Annotated in this window: 12 protein-coding genes; 4 read left to right on the top strand and 8 right to left on the bottom strand. The window is 31.2% G+C overall.

All coding sequences use genetic code 11. From position 1 onward, the window contains the following. Position 1: 1 nt before the first annotated feature. The 7 genes from FJR03_RS04590 to FJR03_RS04620 form a co-directional block, all read right to left on the bottom strand. On the bottom strand, positions 2-397 hold the full coding sequence (locus tag FJR03_RS04590; protein WP_193114472.1) for a terminase small subunit: 396 nt from the start codon (positions 395-397) through the stop codon (positions 2-4). Positions 398-415: 18 nt separating this feature from the next. Continuing rightward, a complete protein-coding gene (locus tag FJR03_RS04595; protein ID WP_193114473.1) occupies positions 416-940 on the bottom strand; it encodes a hypothetical protein in 525 nt (174 codons plus the stop codon). 53 nt (positions 941-993) lie between these two features. Beyond that, positions 994-1344 carry a hypothetical protein gene (locus FJR03_RS04600; protein WP_193114474.1) on the bottom strand — a complete coding sequence of 117 codons (351 nt, stop codon included), beginning with the start codon at positions 1342-1344 and terminating at the stop codon, positions 994-996. A gap of 343 nt (positions 1345-1687) precedes the next feature. After that, positions 1688-2356 (bottom strand): hypothetical protein, encoded by a 669-nt coding sequence (locus FJR03_RS04605; protein ID WP_193114475.1) that lies wholly within the window; start codon positions 2354-2356, stop codon positions 1688-1690. A 138-nt stretch (positions 2357-2494) separates the two neighbouring features. Beyond that, positions 2495-2785, bottom strand: a complete 291-nt coding sequence (locus tag FJR03_RS04610; protein WP_193114476.1) for a hypothetical protein — start codon at positions 2783-2785, stop codon at positions 2495-2497. Between the two features lie 252 nt (positions 2786-3037). Further along, positions 3038-3817, bottom strand: coding sequence for a hypothetical protein (locus FJR03_RS04615; RefSeq protein WP_193114477.1), 780 nt, complete (start codon positions 3815-3817; stop codon positions 3038-3040). Then, a complete protein-coding gene (locus FJR03_RS04620) occupies positions 3807-5042 on the bottom strand; it encodes a tyrosine-type recombinase/integrase (RefSeq protein ID WP_193114478.1) in 1236 nt (411 codons plus the stop codon). Before FJR03_RS04620 ends, FJR03_RS04615 begins: the two co-directional genes overlap by 11 nt. Before the next feature lie 393 nt (positions 5043-5435). Between FJR03_RS04620 and FJR03_RS04625 the strand changes: the two genes are divergently transcribed. The 4 genes from FJR03_RS04625 (at position 5436) to FJR03_RS04640 (ending at position 12870) form a co-directional block, all read left to right on the top strand. Further along, the gene (locus tag FJR03_RS04625; protein WP_193114479.1) at positions 5436-6434 is read left to right on the top strand and encodes a YeeE/YedE family protein; all 999 of its coding nucleotides are present in this window, start codon (positions 5436-5438) and stop codon (positions 6432-6434) included. A 105-nt stretch (positions 6435-6539) separates the two neighbouring features. Continuing rightward, complete coding sequence (locus tag FJR03_RS04630) at positions 6540-7004, top strand: hypothetical protein (RefSeq protein ID WP_193114480.1); 465 nt, start codon at positions 6540-6542, stop codon at positions 7002-7004. A gap of 331 nt (positions 7005-7335) precedes the next feature. Beyond that, a complete protein-coding gene (locus tag FJR03_RS04635) occupies positions 7336-11928 on the top strand; it encodes a diguanylate cyclase (protein ID WP_193114481.1) in 4593 nt (1530 codons plus the stop codon). A 93-nt stretch (positions 11929-12021) separates the two neighbouring features. Further along, positions 12022-12870 carry a nucleotidyl cyclase domain-containing protein gene (locus tag FJR03_RS04640; RefSeq protein WP_193114482.1) on the top strand — a complete coding sequence of 283 codons (849 nt, stop codon included), beginning with the start codon at positions 12022-12024 and terminating at the stop codon, positions 12868-12870. A 6-nt stretch (positions 12871-12876) separates the two neighbouring features. Here FJR03_RS04640 and FJR03_RS04645 read toward each other — a convergent pair whose 3' ends face one another. Then, the gene (locus FJR03_RS04645) at positions 12877-15174 is read right to left on the bottom strand and encodes an EAL domain-containing protein (RefSeq protein WP_193114483.1); all 2298 of its coding nucleotides are present in this window, start codon (positions 15172-15174) and stop codon (positions 12877-12879) included. Between the last annotated feature and the right edge of the window lie 58 nt (positions 15175-15232).

Raw genomic sequence — 15232 nt, forward strand, 5'->3', positions numbered from 1 at the left:
TTTATCCAATATCACCCTCTAGTTCAGGTGGTAAAGAAACTGTAATTGTAATTGGCTTTTCTGTTTCATCTTCTTGTTTTATTAGCATATCTGCGAGTCTTGAGGATTTAAAGATAATTTCTGAAGCTCGAAGCTTTTCTTTATTATTTCCATTGATTAAGATATTTTCCAGCTCCTCTGTAGCTAGTGCACTTAGCTTTTTGAATTTTTCAGAGAAGTAGTGTTTTTCAGCTTCTGCAATAGCTGTTTTTATTTTAGAGTCATTTAATAAACCATAAGATTTTTTTTCTGCAAAAGTAGGACTGTAGCCAGCTTGTAACGCTGATTTTTTGGCATTACGTGTGACTACATATACTTCTACAAAATCTTGTTGCATTTTCGTAAGTGCTTTATTCATAGTCCTACTCTCAACCTACTAGTTTCCTAGTAACTTGTGATAAATTTCTACTTTTTTATCAATAAGGCTTTGGAGTTCAGTGAGTTTAGTTTGTGTAATAAAAATATCCTCTTTAGGATTGTCTAGCTCGCTTTGATTAAGTTTACGGGGAAATATGTTTCCATCAATGATTATGCTACCTGATGGTTCTAAATTATTTAGTTTTTCAATCATACTATTCCCGTTAAGATGTTTATTCTGAATACTGATAGGAATATCAATATTATGTTCTTGAAGTAAAGCTTCCAATTGAGGTAGGAACTTAGTCCATTTATTCTTAGCAGTTTTATACGCTTTTAAAGATTTATTTACCCTCTCTTGTTTTTGTTTCAATCGAGATATCTGTTTCTCTAGTATAAATACTAAATCTTTGTGAGCTTCGTAGAGTGTTTCAATATCTACTTTATTATATTTTTCTTGTATCTGCTGTCTAGTATTCGCTTCAATGGCTTCCATAGCATTCTGCGCTCTATGTTCAATAAAACTATAATCTAGTTCATACATTTTTGTCTCCTAAGTCTTTTTAAGTTGTAGATGAATATTGATTTTTAGTTTAGTTATTCATGCAGTACCTCCTGAATAGTTTTTACCTCTATTATTACTTCTTCAAGCTCTAAAGAGAGCATTGGAATTGCTCTTAGTTCACAACTTTCATAGTAGATAGGTTCTAAATCTAAATAAATGATGGGTATTGCACATTCAAGGTCTTTTATGTCAATCGGTTCTAATTCTTCATTAATTACTTTTGGATTGTAATCTACGGGAATAAAGCTATCAATATTTCTCTTTTTAACTTTCAAAAAAAACCTCCTTTTTTGTTGTCTATTTTTGTCTATGCAAGCAACATCAAAACACTTTGAAACTTCGTGCTTACCGATTGATTCGTTGGATTTATTTTCAATAGACATTTTGGTCTCGATAGACAATCCAATAGACAATTTCATTTATTGATCTTCGTCTTTCTCTTTTATAGTCATCATCACCTCTACATCTTTCTTGCAGACATATATTTTTCCCCTTGAGACTGGACGAATTGATGAAAGTTTACGTTCTCTGACTAATTGTCTTATCCTCTCTTGGGATAAGTTGGTTATTCTGCTTGCAACATAAGTGTCTATAAACTCTTTATTCTTTATGATTAACATGACTTAACTCCTAGTCTTATATTTTTCCGTGAAGTAAATTTTTGATTAAAATGTATCATTACTTGCCTTGATGTCTATTCGTTTGTTATTAGCTAAATTAAATGAGTTAAACTTGAATATTTTGTAATTTTGGAATCTTGTTTTCGTGGAATCTATCTTGAAGAAGAGCCCATAATTCTAAAGCTTCATCTTTCTCTAAAAATTTTCCAGATGTAGTATTTAAGAGCAAACCATTTTTGATTTTGAAAACAGTTCCCATCTTATAGGTACTATTAGACAAGGGTAGTTGTATCACTCCTACATCATGACCGTTAAAACCATTTTGAAATTCATTGATAAATATATCTTTAAAAACATCAAAAGGAAGTCTTTTTATAGTAGAGTTAGTATTACTTCTTTTAGTCTTGATTGTATTAGTATTACTAAGTATTGGATTTTCCGTTACGGTTTTTCCACATTGGATTTCCCGTATTGGATTTTCCGTTACGGTTTTTCCATCACGGTTTGGATGTATTTTATATATATATTCAAACTGTCCTTTATCGTTACGTTTTTCTTCTTTAGTCACATAACCAACATCAATAAGCTCTTGAATTCCACTTCTTACTGCATCTCGTTTGTCTGATGTGTGTTTTAATATGTCATTGATATAGAACTTCCATGTCTTAGGTTTTGATTTCATATACATAAGAATACCTTTCGCTTTAAAACTAATCTTGGGATAATTAACGATAGAATTTTCAATTTGTGTAAAGCCATCATTTCGTTTACTCATAAAACCTCCAGTTTTTACAAAAAAAAGGTGAGTTTTTATAAAAAGTAGAAAATATTTGTATAAAAACTACTTTAGTCTTTGTGTAAAAAAACTGTAAATACATGCTTAGTGACTATTAGATACTTAGAGTATATATCTCTAGCAATCTGCTAGATAATGTGCTATTTCTTTAATATCAAATACAATTTTACCCATGACAGTTTTTGATTTTATAGCACCAGTTTTTCGTATTCGATCTATGGTCGCTTCACTAATAGCTAATTCTTTTGCTGTTTCTGTTTTTGTTAAAACTCCTCTTTCATAACGATCTAATAATAAAATAGTGAAATATTCTTCATCAGATTTTGTAGGATTTTCTACTAAATAGGTTGCAAGGCTTTTATACTTATCGAGCTGTTTCTGACGTGCTCTTATATTATCAGTTATCATAAATTACTCCTAAATAATGATTGAATGTTCTTTTGATATCTGAGTGAGACTTGATAGATAGACGAGGGTCAAAATATCTACTGAGGAGCTTAACAATTGGTTTGATTTTCAGAGGAATAAATAAATATCAAGCCTCAGTCAGATATCAAGAAAGAACTTTTTCAAATTTATAATTTTGTATAAATTGAGCAAATTATATGAAGATTGTTAGTATTTGTCACGCTTAGAACCTGAGAAAACTCAGGTTGATGTTTACTGGGAAGAGAGTTCTGAAATAATATCCTGCATAAATGAATTATAACCATTGAGTTGTAGTGGCATAGCTTTATCTTTTAAATATTCTTTCGCTTCATCATAAGAATCAATAAGATCAAATATTTCTTTTTTTGTTTTTTCATCGTTAGGTATTTTCTCTTTCAAGCCATTAAATATGGAACTGTGTGTGATTAAAACTGTACCTTTTTTAGCAGATATGAAAGTAATGTCATTATCTAGTTTTGCAACGATCATTTCCATATAAAATTGTATATCGAGAAAGAATGGAAAATGTACAAGACGGTTTTGTAATTCATCCGCAAGTTTAAGTGTTTGAACAGCAAAACTTTGTGAGCCATTAGCAATGATCTTTTCTATTTCCTCTCTGCTTTTGATTGGCTTATTGATTTCATCATAGTAATCTGACATAGGAAAGGGGATATTATTACTTGTAAGAAGTTCCATATACTCTTTATACATGTCATATCTTCTAAAGCCTCTAGAAATAATAAGCTGTGATAGAAGATGTTTTGCTTCCAAAATATAAGGTATATAATCATCCATTTCTTGTTCATTTAGTATATTCATAAACTGAATCACTCTTTTTTTAAAGTATTTATTTGGTTCAAAGAGTGCAAAATTGATTTTCATTTCATTTTTGAATTGTATTTCACGAGGTAGTTTTATATCTATAGTTTCAAGAATTTCTTCTACTTCAAACCAAAGATTGTATTTGTCTAGTATTGCTTCATATTTTGCTTCATAATCAAAGTGCATCAGTAACCTCTTGCATATCAGCTTTTACATTGAGGTATTTCATCGTTGTTGCTACATCTGTATGATTTAAAAACTCTTTTGCATGGACTAAACCGTATTTACGATAAACCTTTGTTCCCGCTGTACGTCTGAGTGTATAAACTGTAACTCTAAACATACGATCGTAGGCATCTATACCTTTATTAAATATAGGGTCTAAGATTTTTTGAATGGCTCTCCTATATCCTGAATAATTAGCAGGTTTATTTTTAGCTTCCTCTTTCATTTTAAGAGTTGTAGCTCTAATATACATTTGAATTGGATAGAAAATAAAATTACTATAGTTTAAATTATGTTTATTGATCCATTTGTTTAATAAGTCTAATAACTCATCAGGAATAGGAGCTTCATAGCTTTTTCCTTTTTTCATGGCTTTAATTTTTATACGTTTTGTATTGAAATTAATGTCTTTTACTTTTATGTCTATTACACCAGCAGGACGTGCACCAGTAAAGTAGCAAGTTTTTAAGAAAAGGAATAGTCTGTCATTAATTTTAAATTCATCAAGGTTCCATAGTTTTTCTAGTTCATCATCTGTAAGAACTCTACCAGGTTCATTATCTTCAATTTGATTGACAATTTTATTAACTACGACGGGATTATTGTCAATATATTTTTCTTCAATCATCCAGTTAAAAGCAGCTCTCATATACTGAAATATGTTTCTGATATAGCTAGGACTAAGAGTATATTCTTCTTCGATCCTTGTTTGTTTACCACCTTCAGTTTTTATGATTTTTGGACGGGTACTTATTTTTTTCTCTAAATGTTCTTTAAAGGTTATCAAGTCAGTTCGTTGAATTTTAGAAAGCTTCTTGTTTCCTAGCATAGGTTTAATATGTAGATTGTACATACCAAGGTCATTATTATGATTTTTATTTGTACGTTGAGCATGAAAGAGTGCCATAGCATCATCAAGGCTTATAGAGTTTTGTCTAATTCGATTTTCAAGTTCTATATCATTCTTGGAAATACGTTTTTTTATCTTTGAAACTTCAGCTTTTTTAGCTTGTAAAATTGCTAAAGCTTCATCTTTATCTTTAGCATTCGTTTTTATTTTTGTTGGTTTCCCATCAGCTCCACGATATTGTATATAATATGCTACAGTACGTTTGTCCTTATCGCTATCACGATAATACTCATAGAGACCTTTATACTTTTTAGCTTTCATTGATCTCATTCCCATGATTAACTCCTCAACTATTTATACTTCTTTTTTATACAATATTAACGAGAATTGTAGAAAATTGCAAAAATGTATAAAGAATTGACTAAAATAGAAAAGGCTTTAAAATGTCTTGTTTATGGGATTTGTGTAAATATGAAAAGAATAGAAAAAGATAGTTACTTAGGCTTCGAGTCACGGCGAACCCACCACTTTTAATTCCCAATATCCAAACTTTCTTATCAATTATAAACTCTTTGAAATTGCTTGATTATCTTACTATTATTAAATAAAATTGTTTTATACATATTTTACACTGCAACACTATACTTCGATTTAAAAAAAGTAAGTATTATGGAAAATTATATAGAAGATTTAACTATTATTAATCTATGTGCATTTGCACTAGGCTTAATGTATGGATTAGTGGCTCAATACACTCAATTTTGTTTTAGTGGTGCGATCAAAGATTATATACAAATAAAATCTACAAGAAGAGCTAGTTCTATTTTAGTTGCAATCATTACGGCAATAATCTTATCTCAATCAATGTCTATGTTTTTTCAAATTGACTTTTCTAGTACTATATATTTTAAAGATGAGATCAATTATGTTGCCATCATAATCGGAGGCATCATATTTGGAACAGGTATGATGTTAGCTGATGGATGTAGTAGCAGACAACTGATCAAACTCTCTCAAGGCAATATCTACTCTTTAGTAACGATCTTGTTTATTGCTATCTTTGCTTATATAACATCAAAAGGATTGTTTTCATACTTTACAAACTTACTTACTCACAATGAATTGCTAGTAAAACTATCATCATATTTGCCTAATATGCAATTGCCTGTACTATTAGTTATTCCAGTTTTGTTATTTGTATTATGGAAAATAGTACCAAACATAAAAAGCCTACTATTATGTTTAGATGGTGTAATTATTGGGATATTAGTCAGTTTAGCATGGGTAGTGACAGGAGCAATCAACATAGACGAATTTGCAATATCAACTCTTGAAGGGTTGAGTTTTGTATATCCATCTGGAAAAGCTCTTGAATATCTTATGTTTTTTAGTGGAAGTACATTGTCATTTGGTGTTAGTGTAATATTTGGTCTATTGTCAGGTGGAACTATTATGGCTTTTTTCAATAAAAAATATAGAGTAGTAAATTGTGCGTCAAATGATAAAGAGAATAAATTAAAAAACTCAATTATTGGTGGTAGTATGATGGGTGTTGGCGGCATCTTGACTTTAGGGTGTACAGTCGGTCAAGGACTTACAGGGGTATCAACTCTTGCTTTTGCTTCATTTATTGCTATTATCTCTATCTTCTTATCAGCTTACTTTACTGCTATATATCTGCATAAAAGAGATGCTTTACCTAGTTGTTATCTTTTTGAATGGAATTAAAAATAAAGTATCTTTCATTAAGTAAAATAATTTAAACTAATATAATGTGCTTACTTTTATTTAAGTCCCAAAGAACTAAAATTGATTCTTTTCAAGGGGGTTATTATGAAAAAAATCTTTGTAGTTATCTTGTCGTTGAGTATGTTTTCAACACTTCTATTAGCTGTCGGTCCGGGTAACGGGACAGAGTCTAAATATATCGGTAAACAAATCGGTAAATGTTATGTTGATAAAATAACTGTTAAATATAAACTGGACAGTTTAATGGGTGAAGCGATAGTAAACGGTGCCTATAAAGCTACGGGAAGCGATAGTGACTGTAAATTACCTTACTCTACGGTTGTTTGGTTAAAAGTAAAAAATAACAGTGGTGGATACGGCTATGTAAAACTTGCACCTACTTCACCAAAAACTAATGGCAGATATGGTTACAACGTTTCTGGTTCTCCTAGTTGGAATGATCTTATCTGCGGTTATTCAGGTACAAGAAAAACAAGTTGTTTAGATTCTAGTAGTGCAAAAAATATTTGGAAAACAGGATATGTTTCCGATTTTGTAGTACAGTGGTAAAAAAATATTTGAACATATAGATATCTAATGTATATCTATATGTCTCTCTCCTCAAATAAATTACATTGAATCTTCATACTTTAAACTCTTCAAAAAGAAAAAATACAAATATTGTGAAAAATTACTTAGATGGCGAAATTTTCATCAGTTTGTAATGAAAAAGTTTTAAAATTTAAATATAATTTTTATAAAAAATTATGAGCAAGAGCGAGGATAAAAAATTTATAAAATACACTAAATTGTATCTTGAATTTTTTAGACTTAATAACCGACAGTATTCCGTCAGGAAAAGAGTATAATAATTTCCTATTGATATTAAGAAGGGCATCCATTGAAAGAAAAATATTTTGACGGTATTGAGTTAGACGTATATATACAGAAAAACGAACTCGATCTTCAAAAGTTTTTATATATTGCAATAGAGTTATGTAAAGTTATAGAGAGTTTTCATAAACAAAATATTACTATTAGAACATTAAGCAGCTCCTCTATACTAATCGATGCTGAAAATGGTTTATCGGTAATGATACGTAACGACGATAAAGAAAATTTAAATGAAAAAGATCGTATCTATAGAGCACCTGAACAAAATGAGAGAATAAGTCTGACAGTAGAAAATTCTGTAGATATATACAGTCTAGGTGTTGTTTTTTACGAAATATTCTCTGAAAAAATCGAACATGACAATAAGAGCTCTCAGGATTTCTTTTATGAACTTTTCACACAGGAGCTTCCACCTTTACATCAGTTAGATGCTTCCATACCGGTAACTATCTCCAATATTATCGAGAAAATGACGGCAAAAAACCGTCATGAAAGATATAATGATATCCTTTCCGTTCATGTAGATCTGGCAAAGTCTCTTAAACAATTTCAAGAAAACGGAACTATTGGTATCTTTAAACTCGATACCTTTAAACCCTATTTTAAATTCAATAAAAGTGAATTAATTTACGGTAGAGAAGTTCCCGAAGAGGAAATTGAGAAGATTATAAATGCAAAAGAGTCGTTGAATACGCTTATAGCAGTTTCGGGTAACTCCGGTGTAGGAAAATCCTTTTTTATGACTAAAGTGTTGGAAAAAAATAAACAACACTTTAGTGATATTCTAGAGCTGAAACTTGAAAGATATAAGCAAAATGCTCCCTATGAGATACTATACGATGCTTTACGAAACTTTACAAAACAGATCCTCTCACAAGATGAAAATATAGTTCAAAACTATAGAAAAGAGTTACGAAATCTTCTTGGTAATGAAGCACAGATACTTATAGATGTTATCCCGGAAATTGAAGCTATTATAGGAAAACAGCCACAGATTAAAGATATACATCCCGTAGATAAGAAAGCACGTTTTGACAGTATGCTATTTCATTTTATGGAACTTTTCTTTCATTCTCAAAAACCGTTTTGTATCTATATAGATGACTTGCAGTGGGCAGATGATGTCATCATACAGTGGTTACAAAATATTTTAATAAAGTTCAAGAATCTTTTTGTATTTATCACTTATCGCAATGAGGAGGTGCAAGAGGGGCACGAGATCAGACAGATGTTTGAAAGAGTTTACTTCTACGATGTAAAAATAAAAGAGATTCAACTTAGAGGTCTTGAAAAAGAGGATATTAAAAATCTTTTATATAACACGATGCAGCTAGAAAAAGCAGAAGAAATAGCAGAAATTATAGTGCATAAAACGGATGGAAATGCTTTTTTCGTGAATCAATATATTAAGCAGCTTCAAGAAAATGATACGATATATTTCAGCCATGATACGCTTGAGTGGTATTGCGATCTTCAAAAACTACAACAGATGCCTATTAGCGATAATGTATTTGAGGTTTTGAGTAGAAGAATAGATCTACTTGAGAAACATGTACGTACATTATTAAATATAGCTTCTTGTCTGGGAAGTAGTTTTACCCATACCGCATTGCAAAGAGTTTATGCAGATGAGGTGTTATTTGAAAGTGCATTAGAAGCAGCTATGAAAGATGAGTGGATCATTTTATATTCAAAAGGTGGACAAAGAAGGTACTCTTTTTCTCACGATAAAATGCAAGAGGCACTTTATTCAAAACTTGATGATGAGACACTCTCACAAATCCATTATAAAATAGGTAAAAATCTTCTTCAAAATGAACAAAAGCTGGAAAATAAAAAGCTTATATCCTGTGTGAACCATTTGAATATAGGGTATAAACTGCTTTATGATATTACACTTCTGATTGAGTTAAATGTGAAAGCATCTTTGCATTCTAAAAAAAGCGGTGACTTTACAAATGCTCTTTTATATATTAAAAAAGCTATGGAGTTTATGGAAGCAGAATCTTTAAACATCACAGATGTTTCTATTTTAAAAGACAGAGCTGAGTGTGAACATCTTTGCCATAATAGTGATGAAGCGGTACACTACTATGAAAAAGCACTGCAGTTGAGCGATTCAAAGATACAAAAAGCACAGATATATGAACTTTTGATCAAGTTCTATTCCGATATTTCCGATTTTCAAAAAGCGTATGAAACGGGGTGTGAAGCAACAAAACTTTTTGGTTTTAATATGCCTAAAAGTTTTTTCCCTCCACAGTTTATATTTGATTTTATCCGTTTAAGAGTAAAACTTAAAGGGAAAAGTATAGATGATATTTGTGAAATTCCTGATGCCAACGATGAAGAGTTTATCTACCTTGTTAAGCTTGCAGCTAACTCTTTACAGGCTGCTTACCAGATAAGACCTGAACTTTGTGTAGCTAATGCTGTTAAAATTGTCACACTTTGTTTACAAAAAGGTTTGACAAAAGAGTCAGTGATCGCCTTTACAGTTTTTGGAGTGATCTTTCAAGGGGGAATTTTAGGTGATCATACTGCTGGGTTTGATTATTACCGTCTCTCTATAAATATGCTGCATAGATTTGAAAATACTATACAGCATGCAGAAGTTAAATTTGTCAGCGGCTATTTTGCAACATCATGGAAACAATCTGCAGCCATGACAGAAAAGTTATGGGAAGAAGCTTATAAAAACGGTCATGAGATAGGGGACTGGTTCCATACAGGGTGTGCAGCTGCAGGGATAGTGCAGAGTATGTTTATGAGGGGAGTTAATCTCAATGAGCTTTTAGAGAAGATAGAACACTATTTAGTTGTCTTAAAAAACATAGGAACTATGGAGCAGTATGGAGCAGTGTTAAGTGTTAAACATGCGGTGCTCAATTTACAGGGGAAAACAGCTTCACCACTCTCATTCAATACGGATGAATTTGACGAATCTGCTTACATTCACTCACTTAGTAACTATACTTCCAAACATTTTGCACACTATTATTACATTAACAAGTTAAGTGCACTCTATATGCATAAAGAGTACAAAAAAGCATTAGATATATCTAATGAAGGTAAAAAGTTTGCATCGGACTCAAAAGGGATGCTCCATAACACTGAACATATTTTTTATGAAGCACTCACAGTGGCGAAACTTTATGAGTATGAAACCTTGTCTACACAAATGAAATATAAAAAAATAGTTCAAAAAGCGAAGAAAAGTTTTTATAAATGGTCTAAGGGAACTGTAGAAAATTTTATGGCAAGAGCTTATCTTTTGGAAGGGGAATTATATCGACTTCAGGGAGATACAAATAGAGCGATAGAGTTTTATGAAAAAGCATTAAGTACGGCTACGATCTATATGCAGACAAATATCATTGCACTTGCGAATAAACTAACGCAGGAGATCTATGAAGAGCTTGGTCAGAAAAAAGCTGCAGAGATATATGAAAAAACATTTTTAGAAACTCTTGTTGAATGGGGAGTGATAGAGAAACAAAGAGAAGAGGTAGTTGCAAAGTTTGATATTGAAACGCTTATGAAAGCATCGGAGATCATTGTAAAAGAACAGCGACTATCTAATCTTCTACAGGCTCTTGTGAAAACTATTATTCAAAATTCCGGAGCACAAAATATTTTTCTTCTTTTGCAAGAGGAGGAGGAACTTTTTATAGAGGCCCACTACTCAATAGATTCTGACAAAACAGAAGTGATGCAGCATCAGCCTTATATAGAGTCTAAAAAGATAGTTCAGCCGGTAATTAATTATGTATTGCGTACTCAGAAGTCTATTGTAATTGATGATTTGAATGAAAGCAAAATATTTTATGATAAAAAAAATATGCATAAAGAGGTTAAGTCTCTTCTTTGTGCACCGCTAATTCTTAAAGGAAAAATCAAAGGGGTTATCTATCTGGAAAACAATTTATTGCCGGGTGTATTTACGGATGATAAGGTGAAACTTTTACAATATCTTAGCGGACAGATAGCGATATCGATTGAAAATGCAGTAGTGTATAACAATCTGGAAAAAGCGGTTGCTTTGAGAACAAAAGAGCTAGAACATGCAAATAAAAAGCTTGAAAAACTTTCAACTCTTGATCCTCTTACAAAAATATCTAACAGACGTCATTTTGAAACACATATGCAAGATATATGGAGTCTTGCTATACGTAAAGAGGTACCAACTTCGATTGTAATGTGTGATATAGACTACTTTAAAAAGATCAACGATACATATGGACATATCATTGGTGATTATGTTTTAAAAAATGTTGCTTCCATTATTCAAAATTCTCTAAAACGTACTACAGACTTTGCAGCCAGATATGGGGGAGAGGAGTTTATCATAGCACTTTACGATACCGATCTAGAGGGTGCAAAAAAAATCTCTCAAAGTATTGCAGATACCCTAAAAAGTGATGAAAAAAATTTTGTTATAGATGGAGTAAACATAGAGCCGTTTACTATCAGCTTTGGTGTTTCAAGTCTTATCCCACAACAAGAAGACAATTATGAACAGCTTATAAAAAGTGCGGATGAAGCACTTTATGAAGCGAAACGTAACGGTAGAAATTGTATTGTTAGTAGTTCTGTATAGATTTTAGTATTTTTGTGATTAGAACTTGTAAAGATACTAAATTTTTGTATAATTGTGATATGTTTTTTTTAGTTTGATAAAGTAAGGATTAATTTGAGCGATTCTGTTGATAAAAACCTTTTTGAAGATACCCCTTTAAAAATCATTGAGTCTTTGATAGATATACAAAAAGATTTAGTATTTATATACCATGATAACGAACCGGTACTTTTTAATAAAGCAAGTAGAAATTTCTTTGGACTTGAGACTCTTGAGCAGTTTGCCAGAGAATATGGGAAATTAGAGAATAGGTTTATGCCTCACGATTTTTATTTTCATGCAGGTAAAATTGAAGAACAACAAAGTTGGCTAGAAGCGATTGAGTCTACAGATGAAACTGATCGTATTATCAGTATGTTAAATCATAAAATTAAACCACATGCTTTTTCCGTAACTATCGAGAGACCGGTCGATGGATATGAACTAGTCTTTTTTCATGATATTACAACAGACCTTATTAAACGTATTATGACTGAAAACAATACAAATCTTGACACAGATACTCATGCATATAATCGAAACTATTTTGAACATATCTCTCCAAGACTTATAAGTGCGGCAACATTTAATGAAAAGCTTATAGGTATCTGTTTAATAGAGCTTGAGAATGATGAAAAAGATTTTATTGAAAGTGTTGCTGCGACTATTAAATGTAATATACGCCATGATGATATGCTTGTTCGCTGGAGTAAAAACAGTTTCTTATTAGTTTTTTTAGTTGCCTCAGAAGAACATGCAAACTTAGTGGGTCGTAAAATTGTTGATACACTCTGTCACTGTCAACCTACACAAACAATCCGAACAGCTATGAGCTTACAACGCACTGAAGATACTGTTTCAACAATTATTCAACGTTGTGAAAACAGACTAGGAGAAACAAACGATACCTTTTCTATCGTATAGAATTATTTAGGCTGCATCAAGATTATGTCTAATGATAGAACTTGGCTTGCCTATATAGTATCCTTGAGAATAATCTATCCCTAAAGCTTTTAGATAGTTAAACACCTCATTGTTTTCAACATACTCCGCTATAGTTTTTAGGGAGAGTTCTTCACATAATAACTTGATGTTTTTTACGAGTTTTTGCGCTTTATGATCGGTAAGTATATCCCGAACTAGTGAGCCGTCAAGTTTTATATAGTCGATATAGTCACTTAAAGCAATAATATGTTGAAAGTTTGAATAACCGCTTCCAAAATCATCAATAGCCACTTTACATTTAACCTCTTTAAGGTTTTTAATAAATGTATAAAAGAACTGATAATCATGAATGTTCTCCGATTCAACGATCTCTACAACCAGTTTGTTATGAACTTTGTATTCATCTATTTTAGAAAATAAAAACGTTTGAAAAGTTTCATCTTGAATATCTTCAATACTTAAATTAATTGAAAACTCATATGGTTTGTTTTGAAAGTATGCAAATGATTGTTCTACTAAAATACGTGTAAGAGCTTTGTACTTTTTTAACTCTTTTGCAATTGGAATAAATGTATCTGGAAAGAGCAACTGTTCACCGTTTTTAATTCTCATAAGCGTTTCATACTTCTCTATTTTCCCTGATGCATTATTTATAATCGGTTGGTAATGTAGTTCCAGTTTTTGATCGTCAATAGCTTGTTTGACACTTTGAGCTACTTTAAGATTTTTTTTGTTTGCTTCAACACTGTGCGGGTGAAGGTTTTTATAGATGAAATAATCATGCTTTTGATCGATGGCATGTTCAAGTGCCACTTCTGCTTCTTTAAGTTCATCTATATTATTGTTAAGTTGTTCAGGACTACTCGCACCGATCGTGATATCTAAGATAAGATCTATATTATCTTCTAAATGGAAAGTATGTGATTCTAAATATTCATGAAGTTTACGTAAAAATGATTTCATCATCGGTAAATTACTATAGTTATATTTTAATGCAAACCCTTCGTTATTGTAACGATAAACTTTTGTCAGATGCTTTTCTGTACACTCATTAAGTGATTCTGCAACCATTTTCATCAGCTTATTTGAGATCTCATGACCGTAAATATTTTGAATTTTGACATAGTTATTGATCTGTATTAACACAATTACAGATTGTTGAAACTCCTGTTGTTGCAGATCGATGAATAGACAACGGCGGTTTGGTACTTTAGTTAACTCATCAATATTTTTATTGTTATTCATTCTCTTTTGCATAATTTCCGGAATCTTTGAGAAAAAATAAACTACAGGTAAAAGAGCCAGTGCTATGAAAATTAAAATATAAATAAACTTATTTTGAAGAGAGGTAATATCCTGACTTATATGCTCAAATTTTAAATCCATAACCATTTTCAGGTTTTGAGAATTTTTAAGGTTATCAATCTGAGCAGAATAAAATCTTTCTCCGTAATGGTGAGGTTGTGTCAATATTTTTTCTGCTATTTTTTTCTCAAATGTATTAAAAATAGTCATACTTTCAAAATAATCACCTTCTATCCCGCCGTGATTATTATTATTCATGATGTATCGACCTTTATTGTCGATAATATAGATGTTATAAAAGGTAGATTCATTAAGCTTTTTAAAAAAAGTATGTAAAGAGATATTGTAGATAAGCATCCCGCGTTTTACACCCTGGTTGTCATATAAAACTTTTCCAAGACGTATTGTTGCTTTTTTAGGGAGCTCTATCTCATTGTGCTCTATATTTAAGTCGATGTTAGAGATTCCTATTTTACCTTGAGATAAACCTTTAAACTGTTCAAAATAATCTCTATTTGACTTATCTTGAAGCAAAGAAGAGGGGACAACATAAAACTGCGTATCGTTAGTATTAGCATCGCGAACTATACGCTCTGTTCTTATTTGTTCCACCCCTTGCATATCTAAAAGACGTATTTGAAAAACATCTGGGAAAGATTTCTCTATAGTTAAAAAAAGGTTTTCTACAACCTCTTTATCACTCTTGGTACGAATATATTTATTGAGATAAATATTTTCAGAAAGAATATTTAAGGACGAGATGTAAGAGTTAAAATAATCATTAATATATTTTTCTTTTTCGAGAAATTTGTTTTGAAAATGCTGGACAGATACAGTTGAGACATCATTTTTATTAACAATGTTAAAGATATTTACCATCGCTACAATCAAAATAGATGCACCCATTAAATACGAGATGAGATAAATTTTAGTATTTGTAAGTTGTAAAAACCATCTATCTAAAATTCGTTCCTGCACTGTAAAACCCTTTCGTCATCTAATAAATAATATTTATTGTTTAAATTTAAGTGAAATT

It is taken from the genome of Sulfurimonas marina (genome assembly GCF_014905095.1).
In the GTDB taxonomy this organism is placed as follows: Bacteria; Campylobacterota; Campylobacteria; order Campylobacterales; family Sulfurimonadaceae; genus Sulfurimonas; species Sulfurimonas marina.

What these genes read in the sequence shown, in the direction of transcription:
- FJR03_RS04590 (WP_193114472.1), bottom strand. Translation starts at nt 397, where the DNA reads ATGAATAAAGCACTTACGAAAATGCAACAAGATTTTGTAGAAGTATAT.
- FJR03_RS04595 (WP_193114473.1), bottom strand. Translation starts at nt 940, where the DNA reads ATGTATGAACTAGATTATAGTTTTATTGAACATAGAGCGCAGAATGCT.
- FJR03_RS04600 (WP_193114474.1), bottom strand. Translation starts at nt 1,344, where the DNA reads ATGTCTATTGAAAATAAATCCAACGAATCAATCGGTAAGCACGAAGTT.
- FJR03_RS04605 (WP_193114475.1), bottom strand. Translation starts at nt 2,356, where the DNA reads ATGAGTAAACGAAATGATGGCTTTACACAAATTGAAAATTCTATCGTT.
- FJR03_RS04610 (WP_193114476.1), bottom strand. Translation starts at nt 2,785, where the DNA reads ATGATAACTGATAATATAAGAGCACGTCAGAAACAGCTCGATAAGTAT.
- FJR03_RS04615 (WP_193114477.1), bottom strand. Translation starts at nt 3,817, where the DNA reads ATGCACTTTGATTATGAAGCAAAATATGAAGCAATACTAGACAAATAC.
- FJR03_RS04620 (WP_193114478.1), bottom strand. Translation starts at nt 5,042, where the DNA reads ATGGGAATGAGATCAATGAAAGCTAAAAAGTATAAAGGTCTCTATGAG.
- FJR03_RS04625 (WP_193114479.1), top strand. Translation starts at nt 5,436, where the DNA reads ATGTATGGATTAGTGGCTCAATACACTCAATTTTGTTTTAGTGGTGCG.
- FJR03_RS04630 (WP_193114480.1), top strand. Translation starts at nt 6,540, where the DNA reads ATGAAAAAAATCTTTGTAGTTATCTTGTCGTTGAGTATGTTTTCAACA.